General features: G+C 39.0%; 19 protein-coding genes and 1 other RNA gene. 12 read left to right on the top strand and 8 right to left on the bottom strand.

Annotated features, from left to right (window positions below):
* Positions 1-13: 13 nt before the first annotated feature.
* The 4 genes from G6W41_RS00820 (at position 14) to G6W41_RS00805 (ending at position 3600) form a co-directional block, all read left to right on the top strand.
* Entirely contained in the window at positions 14-1093 is a 1080-nt protein-coding gene (locus G6W41_RS00820) for a cytochrome C (RefSeq protein WP_194170305.1), read from the top strand.
* Between the two features lie 200 nt (positions 1094-1293).
* Positions 1294-2334, top strand: a complete 1041-nt coding sequence (locus G6W41_RS00815) for an AI-2E family transporter (protein WP_149715844.1) — start codon at positions 1294-1296, stop codon at positions 2332-2334.
* A 14-nt stretch (positions 2335-2348) separates the two neighbouring features.
* Positions 2349-2720, top strand: coding sequence for an HIT family protein (locus G6W41_RS00810; protein ID WP_194170304.1), 372 nt, complete (start codon positions 2349-2351; stop codon positions 2718-2720).
* Positions 2713-3600, top strand: coding sequence for a cache domain-containing protein (locus G6W41_RS00805; RefSeq protein ID WP_194170303.1), 888 nt, complete (start codon positions 2713-2715; stop codon positions 3598-3600). The genes G6W41_RS00810 and G6W41_RS00805 overlap by 8 nt, the downstream gene beginning before the upstream one ends.
* A 2-nt stretch (positions 3601-3602) precedes the next feature.
* On the opposite strand, the gene G6W41_RS00800 is transcribed toward G6W41_RS00805, so the two are convergent.
* The 6 genes from G6W41_RS00800 to panB form a co-directional block, all read right to left on the bottom strand.
* On the bottom strand, positions 3603-3998 hold the full coding sequence (locus tag G6W41_RS00800) for a Fic family protein (protein WP_194170302.1): 396 nt from the start codon (positions 3996-3998) through the stop codon (positions 3603-3605).
* Positions 3986-5161 (bottom strand): hypothetical protein, encoded by a 1176-nt coding sequence (locus G6W41_RS00795; RefSeq protein WP_194170301.1) that lies wholly within the window; start codon positions 5159-5161, stop codon positions 3986-3988. The genes G6W41_RS00800 and G6W41_RS00795 overlap by 13 nt, the downstream gene beginning before the upstream one ends.
* Before the next feature lie 59 nt (positions 5162-5220).
* A complete protein-coding gene (locus tag G6W41_RS00790) occupies positions 5221-6021 on the bottom strand; it encodes a hypothetical protein (protein WP_194170300.1) in 801 nt (266 codons plus the stop codon).
* The gene (locus tag G6W41_RS00785; RefSeq protein ID WP_194170299.1) at positions 6021-6434 is read right to left on the bottom strand and encodes a hypothetical protein; all 414 of its coding nucleotides are present in this window, start codon (positions 6432-6434) and stop codon (positions 6021-6023) included. Before G6W41_RS00785 ends, G6W41_RS00790 begins: the two co-directional genes overlap by 1 nt.
* 1 nt (position 6435) lies before the next feature.
* Positions 6436-7020, bottom strand: a complete 585-nt coding sequence (locus G6W41_RS00780; RefSeq protein WP_194170298.1) for a GTPase — start codon at positions 7018-7020, stop codon at positions 6436-6438.
* 263 nt (positions 7021-7283) lie between these two features.
* Positions 7284-8099, bottom strand: coding sequence for a 3-methyl-2-oxobutanoate hydroxymethyltransferase (gene panB, locus G6W41_RS00775; protein ID WP_194170297.1), 816 nt, complete (start codon positions 8097-8099; stop codon positions 7284-7286).
* Positions 8100-8184: 85 nt separating this feature from the next.
* On the opposite strand from panB, the gene G6W41_RS00770 reads away from it, so the two are divergent.
* From G6W41_RS00770 to G6W41_RS00760, 3 genes are all read left to right on the top strand, one after another.
* Positions 8185-8589 (top strand): hypothetical protein, encoded by a 405-nt coding sequence (locus G6W41_RS00770; protein WP_004317574.1) that lies wholly within the window; start codon positions 8185-8187, stop codon positions 8587-8589.
* Between the two features lie 30 nt (positions 8590-8619).
* Positions 8620-8978, top strand: a transfer-messenger RNA (tmRNA) gene (ssrA, locus tag G6W41_RS00765).
* A 91-nt stretch (positions 8979-9069) separates the two neighbouring features.
* Entirely contained in the window at positions 9070-9273 is a 204-nt protein-coding gene (locus G6W41_RS00760) for a hypothetical protein (RefSeq protein WP_194170296.1), read from the top strand.
* Between the two features lie 54 nt (positions 9274-9327).
* Here G6W41_RS00760 and sppA read toward each other — a convergent pair whose 3' ends face one another.
* Positions 9328-10191: a signal peptide peptidase SppA gene (sppA, locus tag G6W41_RS00755; protein WP_194170295.1), complete on the bottom strand. Its 864-nt coding sequence runs from the start codon at positions 10189-10191 to the stop codon at positions 9328-9330.
* Positions 10179-11396, bottom strand: a complete 1218-nt coding sequence (mqnF, locus tag G6W41_RS00750) for an aminofutalosine deaminase family hydrolase (protein WP_194170294.1) — start codon at positions 11394-11396, stop codon at positions 10179-10181. The genes sppA and mqnF overlap by 13 nt, the downstream gene beginning before the upstream one ends.
* 84 nt (positions 11397-11480) lie before the next feature.
* Between mqnF and aroQ the strand changes: the two genes are divergently transcribed.
* Genes aroQ through G6W41_RS00725 form a run of 5 tightly spaced genes read left to right on the top strand, consistent with a single transcriptional unit; the run spans position 11481 to position 15682 of the window.
* Positions 11481-11960, top strand: coding sequence for a type II 3-dehydroquinate dehydratase (gene aroQ, locus G6W41_RS00745; protein WP_004317604.1), 480 nt, complete (start codon positions 11481-11483; stop codon positions 11958-11960).
* A complete protein-coding gene (locus tag G6W41_RS00740) occupies positions 11957-12982 on the top strand; it encodes a M24 family metallopeptidase (protein ID WP_194170293.1) in 1026 nt (341 codons plus the stop codon). The genes aroQ and G6W41_RS00740 overlap by 4 nt, the downstream gene beginning before the upstream one ends.
* Positions 12979-13455 (top strand): 2-amino-4-hydroxy-6-hydroxymethyldihydropteridine diphosphokinase, encoded by a 477-nt coding sequence (folK, locus tag G6W41_RS00735; protein WP_194170292.1) that lies wholly within the window; start codon positions 12979-12981, stop codon positions 13453-13455. Before G6W41_RS00740 ends, folK begins: the two co-directional genes overlap by 4 nt.
* Positions 13456-13464: 9 nt before the next feature.
* On the top strand, positions 13465-14823 hold the full coding sequence (gene flhF / locus G6W41_RS00730; protein ID WP_194170291.1) for a flagellar biosynthesis protein FlhF: 1359 nt from the start codon (positions 13465-13467) through the stop codon (positions 14821-14823).
* Positions 14816-15682 (top strand): P-loop NTPase, encoded by an 867-nt coding sequence (locus tag G6W41_RS00725; RefSeq protein ID WP_103630623.1) that lies wholly within the window; start codon positions 14816-14818, stop codon positions 15680-15682. The genes flhF and G6W41_RS00725 overlap by 8 nt, the downstream gene beginning before the upstream one ends.
* Positions 15683-15688: the final 6 nt, after the last annotated feature.

Raw genomic sequence — 15688 nt, 5'->3', positions numbered from 1 at the left:
ATTTGGAGCAAAAATGGGCGAGCCACATCTTTGTCCTAAGTGCAAGCAAAGGACGATTTACTTTGACGGGATCTGTTATGAGTGTAGGCAAAAAGAGAAGCTGGAGTTTTATGAAAATTTAAGCAAAGATGAGATCAAACAAAAGCTAAAAAATGTCCTAGCCCACGTAGATGAGATAGGCAAATACGGTGAAATTTACAGCGATCTTGTCTATATTTTCTACCTACACGGCATTTGCGACGAGCAGATCATAAGAGAAGTGACCAAGCAGGGCGAGTACTACCCATTTGAAATTTACAAAAATGCCCCAAGTGACGTAAGAGACGAGCTCATAAATAGCCTAAATGGCGCCCAAAACACTGTAAAAACAAATCACATCCTTTGCGCGCTTGCGTGGCAGGGCGATGAGGTGGTGAGAGAGCTATTTTTTAAGCTCTATAATGCGCCAAAGCCTTGGAAGGCAAAGCTTCACGTTGATATGGATGGATACGCGCAGGTTGCTGGCTGGAGCTTTGATAGCAGCGACAAGAGAAGAAGCCTAGTTTTTGATAGGTGCGTTACCTGCCAGCCATGCCAAAGCGCAGAGGCAAGCGTTAAATTTAAAGCTGCAAATGATGAAAAATGTAAATTTTGTAACGGCGAGATGCTAGAACTCACCATCAAAAAAGAGAGCCTAAAGCGACTTGGGCTAGAGCTTAAAAATGACGCTGTGCTTAAATTTTGCCCGATATGCGTGGGCTTTGTGCAGTATTTTTGTCAAAATGACGGAAAAAGCGTGCAAACGGAGGTAGTGGGCGAGGGCGAGAGCGAAGACTACGTAAGAGATGCTGTGGCGGTGCTTGATGGGCAAAATTTCGAGCTAGCCAGCGAGGTTTGCGCTCACTACTCATATATGATAGATAGTGAAATTTTACTTGGCGGATATCCGCAGTGGCTACAAGATAGCGAGTATCTAGCTTGCCCAAAATGCGGTCAAAGGATGAAATATCTAGCGCAAATTCCTTTTGGTGCTTTGGCGGATGTCGAGGGCACGATCTATATGCAAATTTGTGACGAGTGCGAGGTTGTCGGAGCAAATTTTCAGTGCACGTAAAGGGCTAAATTTATATAAGCTTTTGAGCTAGAAAATTTACGTAAGGCATAAATTTATCTAAATTTATTAAGCTGTGGCAGGCTAAAAATGCCAAAAGCCTGCTTTTTGCAAATTTAGCACCAAAGCGTTTTAGTAAATTTATCGAGCAAATGAGTAGCTTTGATAAATCTGCTATAATTACCCCATTTTAAGGGAGCGAGATGAATAACAGGCTGTTTTTTGGAATTTTTGCGTTTTGTGCTTTGGCTTTGGTGGTCTATCTTTTTAAACCATTTTTACTTGACATTTTTATCGCAGCGCTGCTTGCTGTGGCTGTTGCGAACGTGCAGATCGCATTTTTAACACTTACTAAAAACCGCAAAACGCTCTCGTCAGGTCTTACGACATTTGCGCTTCTTTGCCTATTTATCGCGCCGCTTCTTTATGCCGTCATCGAGATCGCGAAATACGCAGCTGGCTTTGATATAAACAACGTCACAAAGACGATCGAGTTTATCAAAAACTACGACTTTAGCCTGCCAGAATCGATAAATTTCTTAGAGCCAAAGATCAAGGAATTTATAGGCGGACTTGATATCAAGATGCTCTTTTCGCAAGTCGCTGCTAATCTTGCAAATTTAGGCAAACTAAGCCTTAAATTTGGCGTTGATATGATCATCATCCTAGTCTTTTTCTTCTTTTGTAACCTTTATGGCAACGAGCTTATAAACTACCTAAAAGAGGCGCTTCCGCTTAAAAAAGAGGACACTGAGTCGATACTAAGCGAGGTTGGCAACGTGATGGGCGTCGTTTTCTACTCAACCATCGCAAATATGATCATCCAGGGCTTTTTATTTGCCATTGTAACCAGTTTTTACGGCTATGACGGCGTGCTAACTGGCATATTTTTTAGCTTCGCTTCACTCATCCCAGTCGTTGGTGGCTTTTTGGCGTGGGCACCTATTAGCATTTATGAGTTTGCAAATGGCAACACAGCAGCCGCTATCACGATCGCACTTTACACCATTATCGTGATCTCGTTTGGCGCTGATACGCTTCTAAAGCCGCTTGTCATTAAATTTATAAACTCAAAACTAGTCAAGATACCAACAAAGATAAACGAGCTACTCATCTTTTTTGCGATGATCGCTGGCATCACGACGTTTGGCTTCTGGGGCGTCATACTTGGCCCTGCGATCGTGACATTTTTTATCTCAACGATCAAGCTTTACACGCTTTTACGAGAGAGAAATTTCGTATAAAATAGGGGCAAAATATGATATATGAAGATAAATTTATAAGAGTTGAGCACGAAGAGAACGAGCTTCCGTGGGTGAAAATTTTTACCGCTAAGCCATACCGCGAGCTAAGTGAGTGTGACGAAGCGAGTAGAGCTAGGCTTTTTGAGGCGATGCTGGTGGCTGAAAAGGCGATGCTTGAGTTTTATAAACCAACTAAGATAAACATCGCAAGCTTTGGAAACTACGTGCCACACGTGCATATCCACGTCATTGCGAGATTTGAAAACGATGCTTTTTTCCCAGATAGCGTTTGGGCTAGCCCCAAAAGAAAAAGCGAGCTTGTGCTGCCTAAATTTGATGAGTTTGCTAAATTTTTAGAAGAAAAACTAAGGCTTAGTTTTGAGTAAATACAAAAAATATTTTAATATCTATATCGTTTTAGTCGTTTTTGCGCTTCTTGGCAGCCTCTTTTACTTTCTTTATAGCTCATACATGGTTGAAAAAAAGCAAAACAACATGCGTGTCTTTTTTGACTACCACGTAAAGCAGCTAAACAAAAGCATTGATGATGAGAAATTTTCATCAATGGCGATCTCGATCCTGCTTGCTCAAAATGAGTCTATACAGATGTGCTTGCTAGGTCAAAACCGCGATGAGTGCGTAAAAAATATCGAAAATTTGACCAAAACTCTTGGCGCAGCGTCGATGTATAACAACATCAAACTTCATCTTTACGACAAAGATCTAAAAAGCTACGTAAGAAGCTGGGATCTAAACAGATATGGCGACATGATCGCTAGTGGCAGGTTTTTAGTCCAAGAGTCAAGGCGACAAAATAAGCCCATGGTTGGCATCGAGGCGTGGTATGCTGGGGTGCATATAAGGGCTGTTTCAAATGTGATGCATGAGGGCAAAAACATCGGTAGTATCGAGGTTTTGCTAAACTACGACTCACTTGGAAATTTTTATAAAACGCAAGGCATCGACCTTTTCGTGCTCCTATCAAAAGATAAGATGCCAGCACATAAAAGCGCGCCGAGTGATCAAATTTTAAGGGATTACTACATCGAAAATTTAAGCAGTGCAAATTTAAATATAGTTGGAATTTTGCGCGATATCGACCTTAAAAAGTATGAATTTTACGTATATAAGACACACTATTTTTGCGTTGTGCCGCTACTTGATGCTAGCAACACGCAGATAGGCTACTACGTCCTTCATGTAAATACCGACGAAAAAGAGCGAAATATCTCGCAAAACTATCTTGAATCAGAAGAGCTTTTTTAAATTTACCTCTTTAAAAAGCTCTCTATAAGATCTTTTAGCTCACTTTCGCCAAGTCTATATCTAGAGATCAAGATTATGCTATTTTGTACCGCAAAAGCAAAATTTTCTATAGCAATTGGCATCTTGTTTAACAATATAAAAAAGATACCAAGCATTAAAGCTGTGCTTTTATTGACATCTAAAAATGGGCGAAGTACGACACATGAACAGATGAGGTGAGCTAGCTTGTCGCTAAAATTTGGATAGCAACTGTCATCTTTGATCTTGTCTAAAATATCCTCTAGCTTTGCTATAAATTTGGCGTCACAACCAGCTTTACCACCTATCTCTTCGGCGATCTTGGCTTGTAAATTTATGGCGTCTTTTATATCAAAATATCTCATTTTTACTTTAGCCATTGCAAAATTCCTTTAATCTTTATGTTTGTGGAGATTAGTTTTTTGGTCTCATTTAGATAGTCCTCCACACTCTCATAAAGGTGATCTGGTGCTATCAAACGCTCGTTTTTTACTTCCCAATCCAAAAAACTCCACTCATCTTCATACCAGTCATAATCAGGTTCCGCAGAATAATAGTAGCTATGCCCAATAACAATCAAATAATCAAGAATAGAATAACTTTTTTCATAGTCATTTAGTGTGTAAATGGGTGGGTGTTTTTCTTTTGCAAAGTTATAGAAAAAATAGCTTCTATAGCTCCTCTTCTTTTTTGTGGGCTGTAGTTTGCCAGCACTTTTCATCTCGTCATGCAGGCTCTTTATATCCATCGCCCACCTTTTATCTGAAAAATTCTTTAAAATTTCTATCGCTACTATCTTAAAAGATGGCGTATCGTCCGCAAGAGTGGTCGCCTTTTTGATGATCTTTATTTTTTGATCATTGCTTAGAACGTTGTAGTCTAGCACATCTATAAGCTTCATTATCTCTTTTTCACGTGCTATAAATTGATCAAAAAAGCTATCCTTTGTCGCTTCGTCAAAGATATCCATTTGACTAAGGTTAAAATAGTGAATTGCCCTGTTTGGAAAGGGGCTTTTGTTAAAAATCTCCCACATCATATCTTTATCAAATTTATAAACCATATTAAGTAAGTTTTCAAACTGATAAAATGTTTTTACAAGATTAGAGGCTCTTTGATAAAAGGCTTTTGTTAGTGAAATTTCACGCGGTAAGTGACGATACAGCTTTATTAGTTCATCAAATTCGTTAGTTTCGTTTATCAAGTCTGTGAACTCATCAAAAAAAGCTAGCTCATTTGATGTCTTTTTGAAATTACTAAGCAAGATATTTTTGCGTTGATCTTTGCTAAATTCTTTTTTCATGGCTTGCTTGAAAAACCTTATAGCCAGCTCGCTATCTTGCAAAAGCCATAAAACATGCCTGCCAAGCTTAACTAAAATGCCGCTTCTATTTGTATCAAAAAGTGCTCTTTCATAAATTTCTCTAGCCAAGCTATCATCTTTTAGCTCAAATTTAGCAAGTTCGGCTAGTTTTAAATACTCTTTTGTGCTGGCTATATTGTCAAGCTGCTCGTAAATTTGATCTTTTGTTATTTTGCTCATCACCTCTCCTTTGTTTTTTTGCATTTTACAAAGAGGATATGACAGGATGTGTCGTGCGGTTAAAAAGTTATTTTGTATGTGATGCTCTGTGCAAAAGAGTAGCTCCTGTTATTGCTAGATTGGGTTTGTATTTTTAGGTTAGATGATATAAATTTAGGTATGTTTATCCCAATGTTTATTTTTGCTTGAAATTTTGCATTTTCTTGTAGAGATATATTTAAATTTTCAGTTCTTGTTATGTCTCCACTTATTTTACCAACAGCCAAGTATTGTTTGATATAGCTACCTAAAAAACCTGGTAGAGCATTTATATCTATATCCTCATCTTTGATCCACTCTTGTAACTCCTCTTTACTGAGTGGTATATTGTTTTTTAGATTTTTATGTTCTTCTTGTATATAATGTGCTTTTTCACTGGTTGTTGATATGTTATTTTTGAAATTAAGATTTTCTTCTCCAGCAACACCTGATTTACTCAGATTCGCTTCTTGTAAAAAATAAATTTCTTGTTCACTTAACTCAGTTTCAACTTTTTTGTAAGAAACACTAAAATATTTTGCACCCATTTTTAGGGAAAAATCTAGAATCATAGCTATTAACTCTTCCATGTAGAGTTCATTGTAGTTTTTTAAGTCATAATAACGATTTTTATATAAATTGGATTTGGCCAATATTATATTTGTGCCATATTCTATTTTTGCAGGACTAGTTCCTTTATCTGTTTTGACCCATATATCTTTTAATAATGTATTATCTACTACTATCACCTCACACTCTTGTGTTATTGGCTTTGTAGCTTCTGGGTTTTCTTCTATATCTATTTTTGTTTGAAAATCAACTGGTAGAATTTTATTTTTCATTACAAATTCCTCTTTAGCAACAATATAGTACCAACGGCTGCTGCTAACAAAATAACTCCTTTTATGAGTGCTTTTTTTTCTGTGTATTCCTTTTGTAATTTATCAAAATTTTGAATATCTAGCCCCATCTTCTCTATTGTTTTATATATCTCTTCTTTTGTGATGTCTTTATTATAAAAAACCATAGCCGTGCGAATTCTTCCTATATCATCTTTTTCTGGATGATCTATAAAGACTATAAAATTATCATTCACGGAGCAAAATTTTTGTTTTCCTATATTGCCTATATTTTTTGTGTTTGCTAAAATTTTATCTATACATCTTTGTTCTTCATCGCCATAAACAAATTCTCCATTTAGTGTTGTTATAGTCTCTTCTTTTTTGTTTTTACCTTGTATGGTTGCAATAATCATTTTAATCCCTTTCTAAAAAATTAAATACTTCATCTTTACTAACTTTTGTCATATCAAAAACAATAGCATCATATCCTTCTTTTCTTAGTCTATTTTCTATCTCAGGTTTTATATTTTTATCTATCTTATCGCCTCTTGTTCCTATTATCTTAGATGTAAATTCTCTTTCTTCGCTTTCTTTTTTTGCATTTTCTATTTGTGCTATTATTAATTTATCATTGTTTATAAAATCTAAAACATTAAACATATAAATATATATAATTTTTCTATCCTGCTCTTTATTTTTAAGCTCTTGTAGGTCGTTTTTTATCTCTTCCTTTCTTTTTGCAAATTTCTTGTGACCAGCCAAATTTATGATTGTATAGTCAATTTCCGAACTCACCTCATATTTCTCGTCTTTTGGTGTAGCTCTATATTCTTTTTGAAAACCTTTTCCAAGCAATGTGTTTAATAGTGTGTCTTTACCAGACCCTGGGTCTCCTGTAAGCAAAATAGTTCCTTTATTTTTTTTTAATAAAACAGCTATTGTGCCTCCAAAAATGGCTGCAAGAATCACCCAACCAAACCACGGAATAAGCGGTATCATTTTTCTCCTTTAACTTTTTTTGCAAGTTATTCTATTATTTATCTTTTATATTTTTAAGATATTTAAAAATTATTTGCTACTTTTTTAAAATTATACATAAATAACATGACAGTTTGTGTCACAAATAAAAAGTAAGAGCTAAAATTTAATTAAATTTTTAAAATACATTAGTAAATGGTAAAAATTAACCCTATATTAAATAAAATAAATTGAAATATTCTAGTTGGACCGGTGCTCATTTGTATTTTATATAAAGAACAAGTTTAGCCCTTATACGAAAACTCTTCGCTTGGGAAAATTTTGTTTTTTACTTCGTCAGTGTAGCTTTGCACACCTTTTCGCACAAGAGCGGCTCCGTCAAGATAGCGCTTGACAAATTTTGGCTTAAAGTCCTCGAAAAATCCAAGCATATCAGACCAGACAAGCACCTGTCCGTCTACGTCCGCCCCAGAGCCTATACCGATAACTGGCACACGAACCTGCCTTGTTATCTCGCTTGCTACGTTGCTAAGCGTGCCTTCAAGCAGTATGCCAAACGCACCAGCTTGCTCAAACGCCAAAGCCTCATCAACCAGCCTTTTTGCCTCAAGCTCGCTTCTGCCTTTTATCTTATATCCACCTTCAAATTTAAAAAACTGCGGCTTTAGTCCGATGTGGGCTGTCACGTTTATGCCCTCTTCGCAGAGGCGTTTTACTAAATTTACCTGATGCATGCCAACTTCAAGCTTCACCGCATCGGCATTTGTCTGCTTGAAAAATTTCATAGCATTTTTGATCGCTTGTTTTTCGTTTGTGTAGCTGCCAAATGGCATATCAGCTAGGATAAAGGTCTTTTTAGCCCCGGCGCAAACGGCCTTTGTGTGATAAAGCATGGTGCTCATATCAGCACTTAGCGTGCTCTCTTTCATATTAAAGCTCATATTTAAGCTATCGCCAACAAGGATAACATCAGCGTAGTCATCAAAAATCTTCGCAAATAGCGCATCATAGGCGGTTATCATCACGATAGGCTCGACGCCTTTTTTGTTTTTTATATCATTTATAGTGAGTTTTTTCTTTGCGATTGTTTCATCTTTCATGGCTAAGTCCGGTAAATTTTGTGATAATGCTAACAATTTTATCAAAATTTTGCTACAATTACGCCAATTTCTTAAGGACATGAAAATGGGTATATTAAAAAGGCTTGAAGTCGATTATTCTTATGATATAGTTGAGGAGTTTCTCTCTCACTACACTTTGATGTGCGATTTGCTAGAGCCTTTGATAATAAATTTAGGAAGAGCTGACAAGTATAAGGAGAGCATTTTAGAGCTTTCTAGGATCTTTCACAATATTAAATCAGCAGCAGGTTTTATGCATCTTGACCCGATCTTAAAGCTGACGACTTTAGCTGAAGAGGTCACTCAAGAGGCTAGAAGCTTAAAAGGTCCAGCAAATGATAAATTTATAGATTGGTTGCTGCTTATTAGCGATCAGTTTCATAAATACAAAGGCGACGTCGAGAAAGACCTAGAGTATTTTAGCGTCCTTGAGCCAAAGATCATTGACGTACCTGCAAAGCTTGACTAAACAATCCAACTAAACCATTTCATTTTTTATGGGAGCGACTTGGCTTCGACAGGAGCAGAGTGTGTACGGTGGCACGTCGCTTTGAGCAAAGCGTAAAAAGCTCAAATTAAATTTAAACGCAAACAACGTTAATTTCGCTCCTGCTTACGCTAAAGCTGCGTAAGTTCAGTTGAGCCTCGCTTTGTCTCATTCTAGCTAGGATGTAAGCGAGTGATTTAGCTAGAGTAGGCCAGCAAAGTGACTGCTTGCTAGCTGAAATTTTAGTCTTAGTCTAAATTTTGGTTTTGGAAAGTGAGCCTTTTTAGATGAAATTTTCACTTTTGCTAAGCGTGTAGAGGCTGTACGGATTTTGTTTTTGGACAGGGGTTCGATCCCCCTCGCTTCCACCATCTACTTTAAATTTCTCTTAAATTTACTCACTTTTTAAATAGCATAAATTAAAAACAACCATGATCTATAAAAAGAAAAACGATATGTAAAATGAATTTTGATTTTGCTAGCGACTTTTTCTATTTATCACGACTAGGTGATAAATTTGGACTTTTGGATGAAAACTTTAGTGTTGTTATCAAAAATAGCATTTATGGTAAATTTGAGGTGCTTCAAAGAATAAATGAAACTACTTTTTTGATAAAAATAGCAGGGCGAGATGTCTTTGTGGATAGCGAGGGGAATTTTAGATAAGCTAGCTATAAAAAGCTTTGCCAGCCAGTTAAATTTAACTTGGCTGGTTTTTCATTATCTAAGCTTTGTCTCGAAAAATGCATTAAAAAGTGAGTTTATGCCTTGCTTTGTAAATTTCTCCATTATCTTTTCGAGCTGCGGTTTTTCTTGCCAGACGGGCTCATCTACGAGGCTTATTTTTGCTAGTTCATTTTGAGCGTCTATGTAGCTACCAAGGCTATCAATTAGCCCTATTTTTAGGGCATTGTGTGCCAAAAAGACCCTTGCGTTTGCCCACTCGTCTTTTTTCTTGATATCTAAATTTCTAGCCTCCGCCACGTCACTTACAAAGAGCATGTAAGCGTCATTTACGAGCCCTTGCAAGCTTTCACGCTCTTGCTTGCTCCAGCTCCTCATAAAGGTGCCAGCCTCTTTAAACTCGCCAGCCTTCACCACCTGCTCGCTCACGCCTAAATTTTTGGCTAAATTTTCGATGTTTGCCCCTTGCATGATGACGCCAATGGAGCCTATGAAAGCGCCTGGGTTTGCTACGATAGTGTCAGCATTTACGCCAGCGTAGTAGCTGCCACTTGCCATGTTGCCAGCTGCGTATGCGAGCACCTTTTTACTCTCTTTTAGCCTCTTGACCGCCATGGCTAGCTCCACGCTTGGGCTTAGCGCGCCGCCTGGGCTGTCGATGTAGAGCAGCACGCCTTTGATGTTGCTATCAGCTCTTGCCTTTTCTAATGCTTCTAAAATTTCGCTTGTGTCCATTATCGTGCCGGTAATGTCAATGCGGGCTAAATTTGGCTCTTTCATCTTGCTATCTGGCGCGAAAATAAAAAATAAGACGAGTAAAAATATAAGCGCCTTAAAGTAGTTATTTATAAATTTAAAAATTCCCAAAAATCCTCTAAAAATAAGCCTTAAAATTTGCAAATTTTGCCTCCGATATATAGTTTTTTAGCCTCGTTTGTATGAAGTATGAGTTGAAGTATTAGCTCGCTATCATCGCACTCTAGGTCGCTATAGATTGCGATATCGGCTGCGCGTCCAGCCTTTATCTCGCCGTTATTTGTCCTAAGCGCCTTTGCGCCCCCGTGCGTTGCAGCGACAAAAAGCCTAGTGGCAAGCTCGTTTAGATCAAGGCTAGCGTGGGTAAAAAGGGCAGCTCTTAGCTCATGCCAGAAATTTAGGCTGATATTTGAGCTAAGGCCGTCTGTGCCGATATTTAGACTGACGTTATTTTTGAAAATTTCTTTTAAATTTAGCGCCTTTTTGCCAAGTAGCCTATTTGAAACGGCGCAGTGCGTCACACTGTGATGAGGCTTAAATTTAGCAAAATCGCTCACATAAACGCAGTGGGTAAAGAGCGTATTTACCTCACGAAACATCGCAAAGTAGCCCTGCGCGTCATACATCGGCTTTGGATCAGGGCCAAATCTTAAAAGATGCTTTTTAAAGCCACCGCTGCCGTGCTCTAGCCACTGCTTTTCAGCCTTGCTCTCTAAAAAGTGCGTGCTAACAAGAAGACCATCCTTTTTAGCTATCTCAAGGGCGGCTTTGGCGAGCTTTGGATGCACAGAGTAGGGCGAGTGCAGCGAGATGGCTGGAGTGAAATTTTGGCTTTTGTAGCCTTTTGTTTTTTCAAATTTGGCTAAGAAATTTTGCAAATTTTGCTGAGCCATCTGCTCATTTGAGCCTAAAATTTCACTAAAAAGCACGACTTTTAGCGGACTAGCGGCTAAAATTTCAAGCTCCGAGCCAAAGCTAGATATCTCGCCAATGGTACAAACTCCGCTTTTTAGCAGTGAATTTATGGCTTCATTCATCGCTTTTTTAGCGTCCATCTTAGCTAGCTCGCCGCCTTTATCGACGATAGAGCCAAGCCATTTTATAAAGTCGCCATATTTTAGAGTGCTAACGTTTGAGCTAAACTCCAAATGAACGTGCGTATTTACGAACGCTGGGGTGATCACGCTATCACCAAAGTCGCAAATTTTGGCCTCTTTAAATTTTTTTTGCGCATCTTTTTCGCTTGTAATTTCTAAAATTTTATCACCCTCGATGACAACACAAGAATTTCTTAAAATTTTTGGATTTTCTCCGCCAGTGATGATCTTTTTTGCTTTTAAAATTTCCATTTCTAGCCTTAAATTTTTGTTATTGTAGCGAAAATTTAGGAACGAAAATGTATAATTTGGGCTATTTAATCAAAAAGGAGTGACATGGATAAGAAGCTAAAAATAATGGTTATCCAAGGCCCAAATATCAACATGCTTGGCGCTAGAGAGCCAGGAATTTACGGTGTTATGAAGATGGAGGATATCCACTCTCAAATGAAGATCGTTGCCGATCAAAATGACGTTGAGATCGAGTTTTTTCAAAGCAACCTTGAGGGCGAGCTAGTCGATAAGATCCAAGAGTGCTTGGGCGATGCTGACGGCATCATCATAAATCCAGCAGCTTACACTCACACATCTATCGCTATCCGTGACGCGCTAAGTGCGGTTGCGCTGCCAGTTATCGAGGTGCATATCAGCAACGTTTATAGAAGAGAAGAATTTCGCCATAAAAGCCTCATCGCACCAGTTGCAGCAGGCCAGATAGTGGGCTTTGGACCAGTTGGCTATCATTTAGCGATGATAGGCATGCTTCAAATTTTTGAGCAAATCAAAGCAGTAAGAGCAAATCAAAAAGCACAATGAATTTCATCTTAAAGGACGAAAACGCCGTATTTTACGAGTGCGGCTACAGCTGCGACAATGAGTTTTTGCTATGCGTTGATGGCGTGAAATACTTTTTTACAGACGCGCGGTATTATTTCGAGGCAAAAAGCTGCGTAAATGCAGGCGTGGTCGTTCTTTTAGCGCAGAGAAATTTAATAAACGAGGTTAGGGCATTTTTAAGAAAGATGAAGCCAAGTAGCCTCGTTTTTAACCCTGATGAGCTAAGCTTAAGTGAGTATAACGCGCTTAGCAAGGGTTTTAAGATAAATTTCAAGCCAAAGGCAAATTTCTCTAGACTAAAGAGAATTTGCAAGAGCGAAGATGAGATAAAAATTTTAAAAAAGGCTAGCGAATTTGGAGCTAAATGCTTTGATGAATTTGCTAAATTTGTGCGTGAAAATGGCGAAGGGATGAGCGAAAAAGAGCTTCATTTCAACGCCTCGCTCATCTTTAGGCAAAAAAACGAGCTAGGTCTTAGCTTTGATCCGATCGTAGCGATAAACGAAAATGCCGCAAAGGCGCACGCGCTGCCTGGGGATAAAATTTTAAAAAAGGGCGATTTGTTGCTACTTGACGCTGGGGTTAAATTTAAGCGTTACTGCTCTGATCGCACCAGAACTGCTTGCTTTGATGAAAATTTTAACTTTTCAAAGGAGCAAAAATTTAAAAACGCCAAGATGCAAGAAATTTACGAGATCGTAAAAGAGGCTCAGGCTGCTGCGATAAAGGTCGCTAGAGCTGGCGTTAGGGCGTGCGAGATAGACCTTGCAGCAAGAAGCGTGATAACAAGTGCTGGATATGAAAAGGCCTTTTTTCACTCGACAGGGCACGGCGTGGGTGTCGATATACACGAGCTTCCAGTCATCTCAGCAAGGAGCGAAACGCTCATAAAAGAGGGCATGGTCTTTAGCGTGGAGCCTGGAATTTATCTAGAAAATGAATTTGGCGTGCGCATCGAGGACGTGGTGGTCGCAAGAGAAGGTGGGTGCGAAATTTTATGAGGCTAGCTGGAGCAAGAAAGATCGTAAAAAGCCGTTTTTGCCCTAGTTTTTTTCATAAAAGAGATGAGTTTAAGTATGAGGCACTAGTTGGCATGGGTGGCAACATCGGCGATAGCGCAAAGATGTTTGATAAATTTATAAGAGCGATTAGTGAAGATAGGCGTTTTCACGTGGTTGAAGTCTCGCCGATCCTTATAAATGCGGCGTTTGGTTACGAAGCGCAGGATGATTTTAGTAACGCTGTTATAAATTTACAAACATCTATGAGCCCTAGAAATTTGCTAAAAATTTTGGGGCACTATGAGAGTAAATTTAAGCGCGTGAGGACGTTTAAAAATGCGCCACGCACGCTTGATCTGGATATTTTGTATTTTAGTAAAAAAGTCTATAAGACGCCGCGCCTTATCGTCCCGCACCCAGGGGCTAGTAAGAGGCTTAGCGTGATCGTGCCACTAGGGCTTATGAGAGGTTAAAGGATATAAATGGCTACAAAATTTCATACTTTTACAGGTGAGAGCACCATCGAGGCTTTGAAAAAGGCTCAAGAAGCGTGCGGCGAGAAGGCCATACTCGTCACCACAAAGCAAATTCAAGCCAAAACGATAAACAAAAAGCCGCTTTATGAAATTTTAGTAAGCGTTGAAGAGGACGAGGTAAAGCAGCCGCCAAAGCCAAATGTAAAAGCCATAAACTATGAAAATGCCTACTCTAAATTTAGCAAAAACTACGAGCCACCAAAGCCAAAATTTGAGATAAAAGAGGAGCCTGCTAAATTTGAGACAAAGACGACGTCGCCTGAGCCTTACGATCCAAATGAGAGCGTGCTTTTAAACATCTCAGACGTTGCAAAAGAGATAAGTGCGATCGCAAATGTCGATATGAACGAGATAAAAGAACCAAATACAAATGGCATGAATAAAAAAATAGACGACGTAGCAAAGCAAGTAAGCGTGCTTAGCGAGAAAATAGGGCTGATAACTGACATGATCTGGGACGAAAAAGCACCAAATCGCAACAATCTCTCGATCCCGCCAGAGTTTGCTAGCATCTACAAGCTCGCAAAACAAAGCGGCATGAAAGAGGAGCATTTAGAGGCGATCATGCAAACGACGCTTGAAAATTTGCCAGTCTCTATGAAAAGCAACCCAACCGCGGTAAAAAGGTACTTTTACTCACTTTTGCGAAATATGCTGCCTTGCAGAAAAGAGCTAAACGATAAAAAACAGCGCATAATGATGCTAGTTGGCCCAACTGGAGTTGGCAAAACGACGACTCTTGCAAAGCTCGCGGCTCGTTTTGCATACGGCAACGAAAAGCGCTATAAAACGGGCATCATCACGCTTGATACGTACCGTATCGGAGCGGTCGAGCAGCTATTTCAGTACGCTAAGATGATGAAGTTACCGATCCTTGATGTCATCGAGGTCGAGGACTTTCAAAACGCTATAAAGCAGCTTAGCTACTGCGACGTGATACTAATCGACACCACTGGAAATTCGCAGTACGACAAAGAAAAGCTTGAAAGACTTGATAAATTTTTAAAGCATAGCGGTGCAAAAATCGATGTAAATTTAGTCCTCTCAGCTGGCTCAAAGGTCGAGGATCTAATAGAAATTTATAATGGATTTTCATTTTTGGAGATCGACACTTTAATAATCACCAAATTTGACGAGACTAAAATTTTTGGCAACGTCTTTTCGCTGATATATGAGACAAATACGCCAGTTAGCTACTTTAGCGTGGGTCAAGAGGTGCCTGATGATCTTGTGGAGGCAAAGAGCGAATTTCTAGTAGAGTGCGTGTTTGACGGCTTTACAAAGCAAAAGGCTAGCGATGAATAACCAAGCGCAAAAACTACAAAATTTAGTTCAGTCTCAAAATAAGGCTAAAAATACGCATTTTATAGCGATTACAAGCGGCAAAGGCGGCGTTGGCAAGAGCACGATAAGTGCAAATTTGGCAAATGTCTTGTCGCAAAATGGCTATAAAGTAGGGCTTTTTGACGCTGATATCGGCCTTGCAAACCTTGATGTTATCTTAAACGTTAAAATGGGCAAAAACCTGCTTCATGTGCTAAAAGGCGAGTGCAGTCTAAAAGATATCTTGATACCTATAAATAAGAATTTGATCCTTATCCCCGGCGAAAGCGGTGATGAAATTTTGAAATTTAACAATCAATTTTTATTTGAGAGATTTTTAGATGAGGCTAGCGAGCTTGATGGGCTTGACTTTTTGATAATAGACACCGGAGCTGGCATAGGCGGCAGTACGCAGCTCTTTTTAGAAGCAGCTGATGAGGTTGTCGTGGTAACTGTGCCTGACCCTGCGGCGATAACCGACGCGTACGCGGTCATAAAGATCGTCTCAAGGTTTAAAAATAGCGAGCTCTTGCTTTTAAATATGGTAAAAAACGAGGCTGAGGCCACTAGAATTTATGAAAATGTAAAGCGAGTGGCAAATGCAAATATCGGGCCAAGCTTAAATTTAGAGCTAATTGGCTACGTGGCTTCTGATAAGAGCGTGGCAAGGAGCATAAAGCAAAGGACGCTCTTTACAGATGACGAAGCTTACGGCTCTGCTAGCGTGCAGATCAAGCAGATTGCTTCGAATTTGCTTTATAGGTTGGAACGAAAAGTGCTTAAAGATGAGCAAAGCAGGAGCTTTGGGGGCTTCTTTAAGCGTTTGATAGAACAATTTTAATGGAGA

Source organism: Campylobacter concisus, from assembly GCF_015230035.1.
Lineage (GTDB): Bacteria > Campylobacterota > Campylobacteria > Campylobacterales > Campylobacteraceae > Campylobacter_A > Campylobacter_A concisus_BK.
Note: the sequence above shows the minus strand (reverse complement) of the source record. Positions and strands in the feature narration are given on the sequence as shown.

What these genes read in the sequence shown, in the direction of transcription:
- aroQ (WP_004317604.1), top strand. Translation starts at nt 11,481, where the DNA reads ATGGATAAGAAGCTAAAAATAATGGTTATCCAAGGCCCAAATATCAAC.
- G6W41_RS00740 (WP_194170293.1), top strand. Translation starts at nt 11,957, where the DNA reads ATGAATTTCATCTTAAAGGACGAAAACGCCGTATTTTACGAGTGCGGC.
- G6W41_RS00760 (WP_194170296.1), top strand. Translation starts at nt 9,070, where the DNA reads ATGAATTTTGATTTTGCTAGCGACTTTTTCTATTTATCACGACTAGGT.
- G6W41_RS00770 (WP_004317574.1), top strand. Translation starts at nt 8,185, where the DNA reads ATGGGTATATTAAAAAGGCTTGAAGTCGATTATTCTTATGATATAGTT.
- G6W41_RS00795 (WP_194170301.1), bottom strand. Translation starts at nt 5,161, where the DNA reads ATGAGCAAAATAACAAAAGATCAAATTTACGAGCAGCTTGACAATATA.
- G6W41_RS00820 (WP_194170305.1), top strand. Translation starts at nt 14, where the DNA reads ATGGGCGAGCCACATCTTTGTCCTAAGTGCAAGCAAAGGACGATTTAC.
- mqnF (WP_194170294.1), bottom strand. Translation starts at nt 11,396, where the DNA reads ATGGAAATTTTAAAAGCAAAAAAGATCATCACTGGCGGAGAAAATCCA.
- G6W41_RS00780 (WP_194170298.1), bottom strand. Translation starts at nt 7,020, where the DNA reads ATGATACCGCTTATTCCGTGGTTTGGTTGGGTGATTCTTGCAGCCATT.
- flhF (WP_194170291.1), top strand. Translation starts at nt 13,465, where the DNA reads ATGGCTACAAAATTTCATACTTTTACAGGTGAGAGCACCATCGAGGCT.
- G6W41_RS00790 (WP_194170300.1), bottom strand. Translation starts at nt 6,021, where the DNA reads ATGAAAAATAAAATTCTACCAGTTGATTTTCAAACAAAAATAGATATA.
- G6W41_RS00725 (WP_103630623.1), top strand. Translation starts at nt 14,816, where the DNA reads ATGAATAACCAAGCGCAAAAACTACAAAATTTAGTTCAGTCTCAAAAT.
- G6W41_RS00810 (WP_194170304.1), top strand. Translation starts at nt 2,349, where the DNA reads ATGATATATGAAGATAAATTTATAAGAGTTGAGCACGAAGAGAACGAG.
- G6W41_RS00815 (WP_149715844.1), top strand. Translation starts at nt 1,294, where the DNA reads ATGAATAACAGGCTGTTTTTTGGAATTTTTGCGTTTTGTGCTTTGGCT.
- G6W41_RS00785 (WP_194170299.1), bottom strand. Translation starts at nt 6,434, where the DNA reads ATGATTATTGCAACCATACAAGGTAAAAACAAAAAAGAAGAGACTATA.
- folK (WP_194170292.1), top strand. Translation starts at nt 12,979, where the DNA reads ATGAGGCTAGCTGGAGCAAGAAAGATCGTAAAAAGCCGTTTTTGCCCT.
- G6W41_RS00800 (WP_194170302.1), bottom strand. Translation starts at nt 3,998, where the DNA reads ATGGCTAAAGTAAAAATGAGATATTTTGATATAAAAGACGCCATAAAT.
- panB (WP_194170297.1), bottom strand. Translation starts at nt 8,099, where the DNA reads ATGAAAGATGAAACAATCGCAAAGAAAAAACTCACTATAAATGATATA.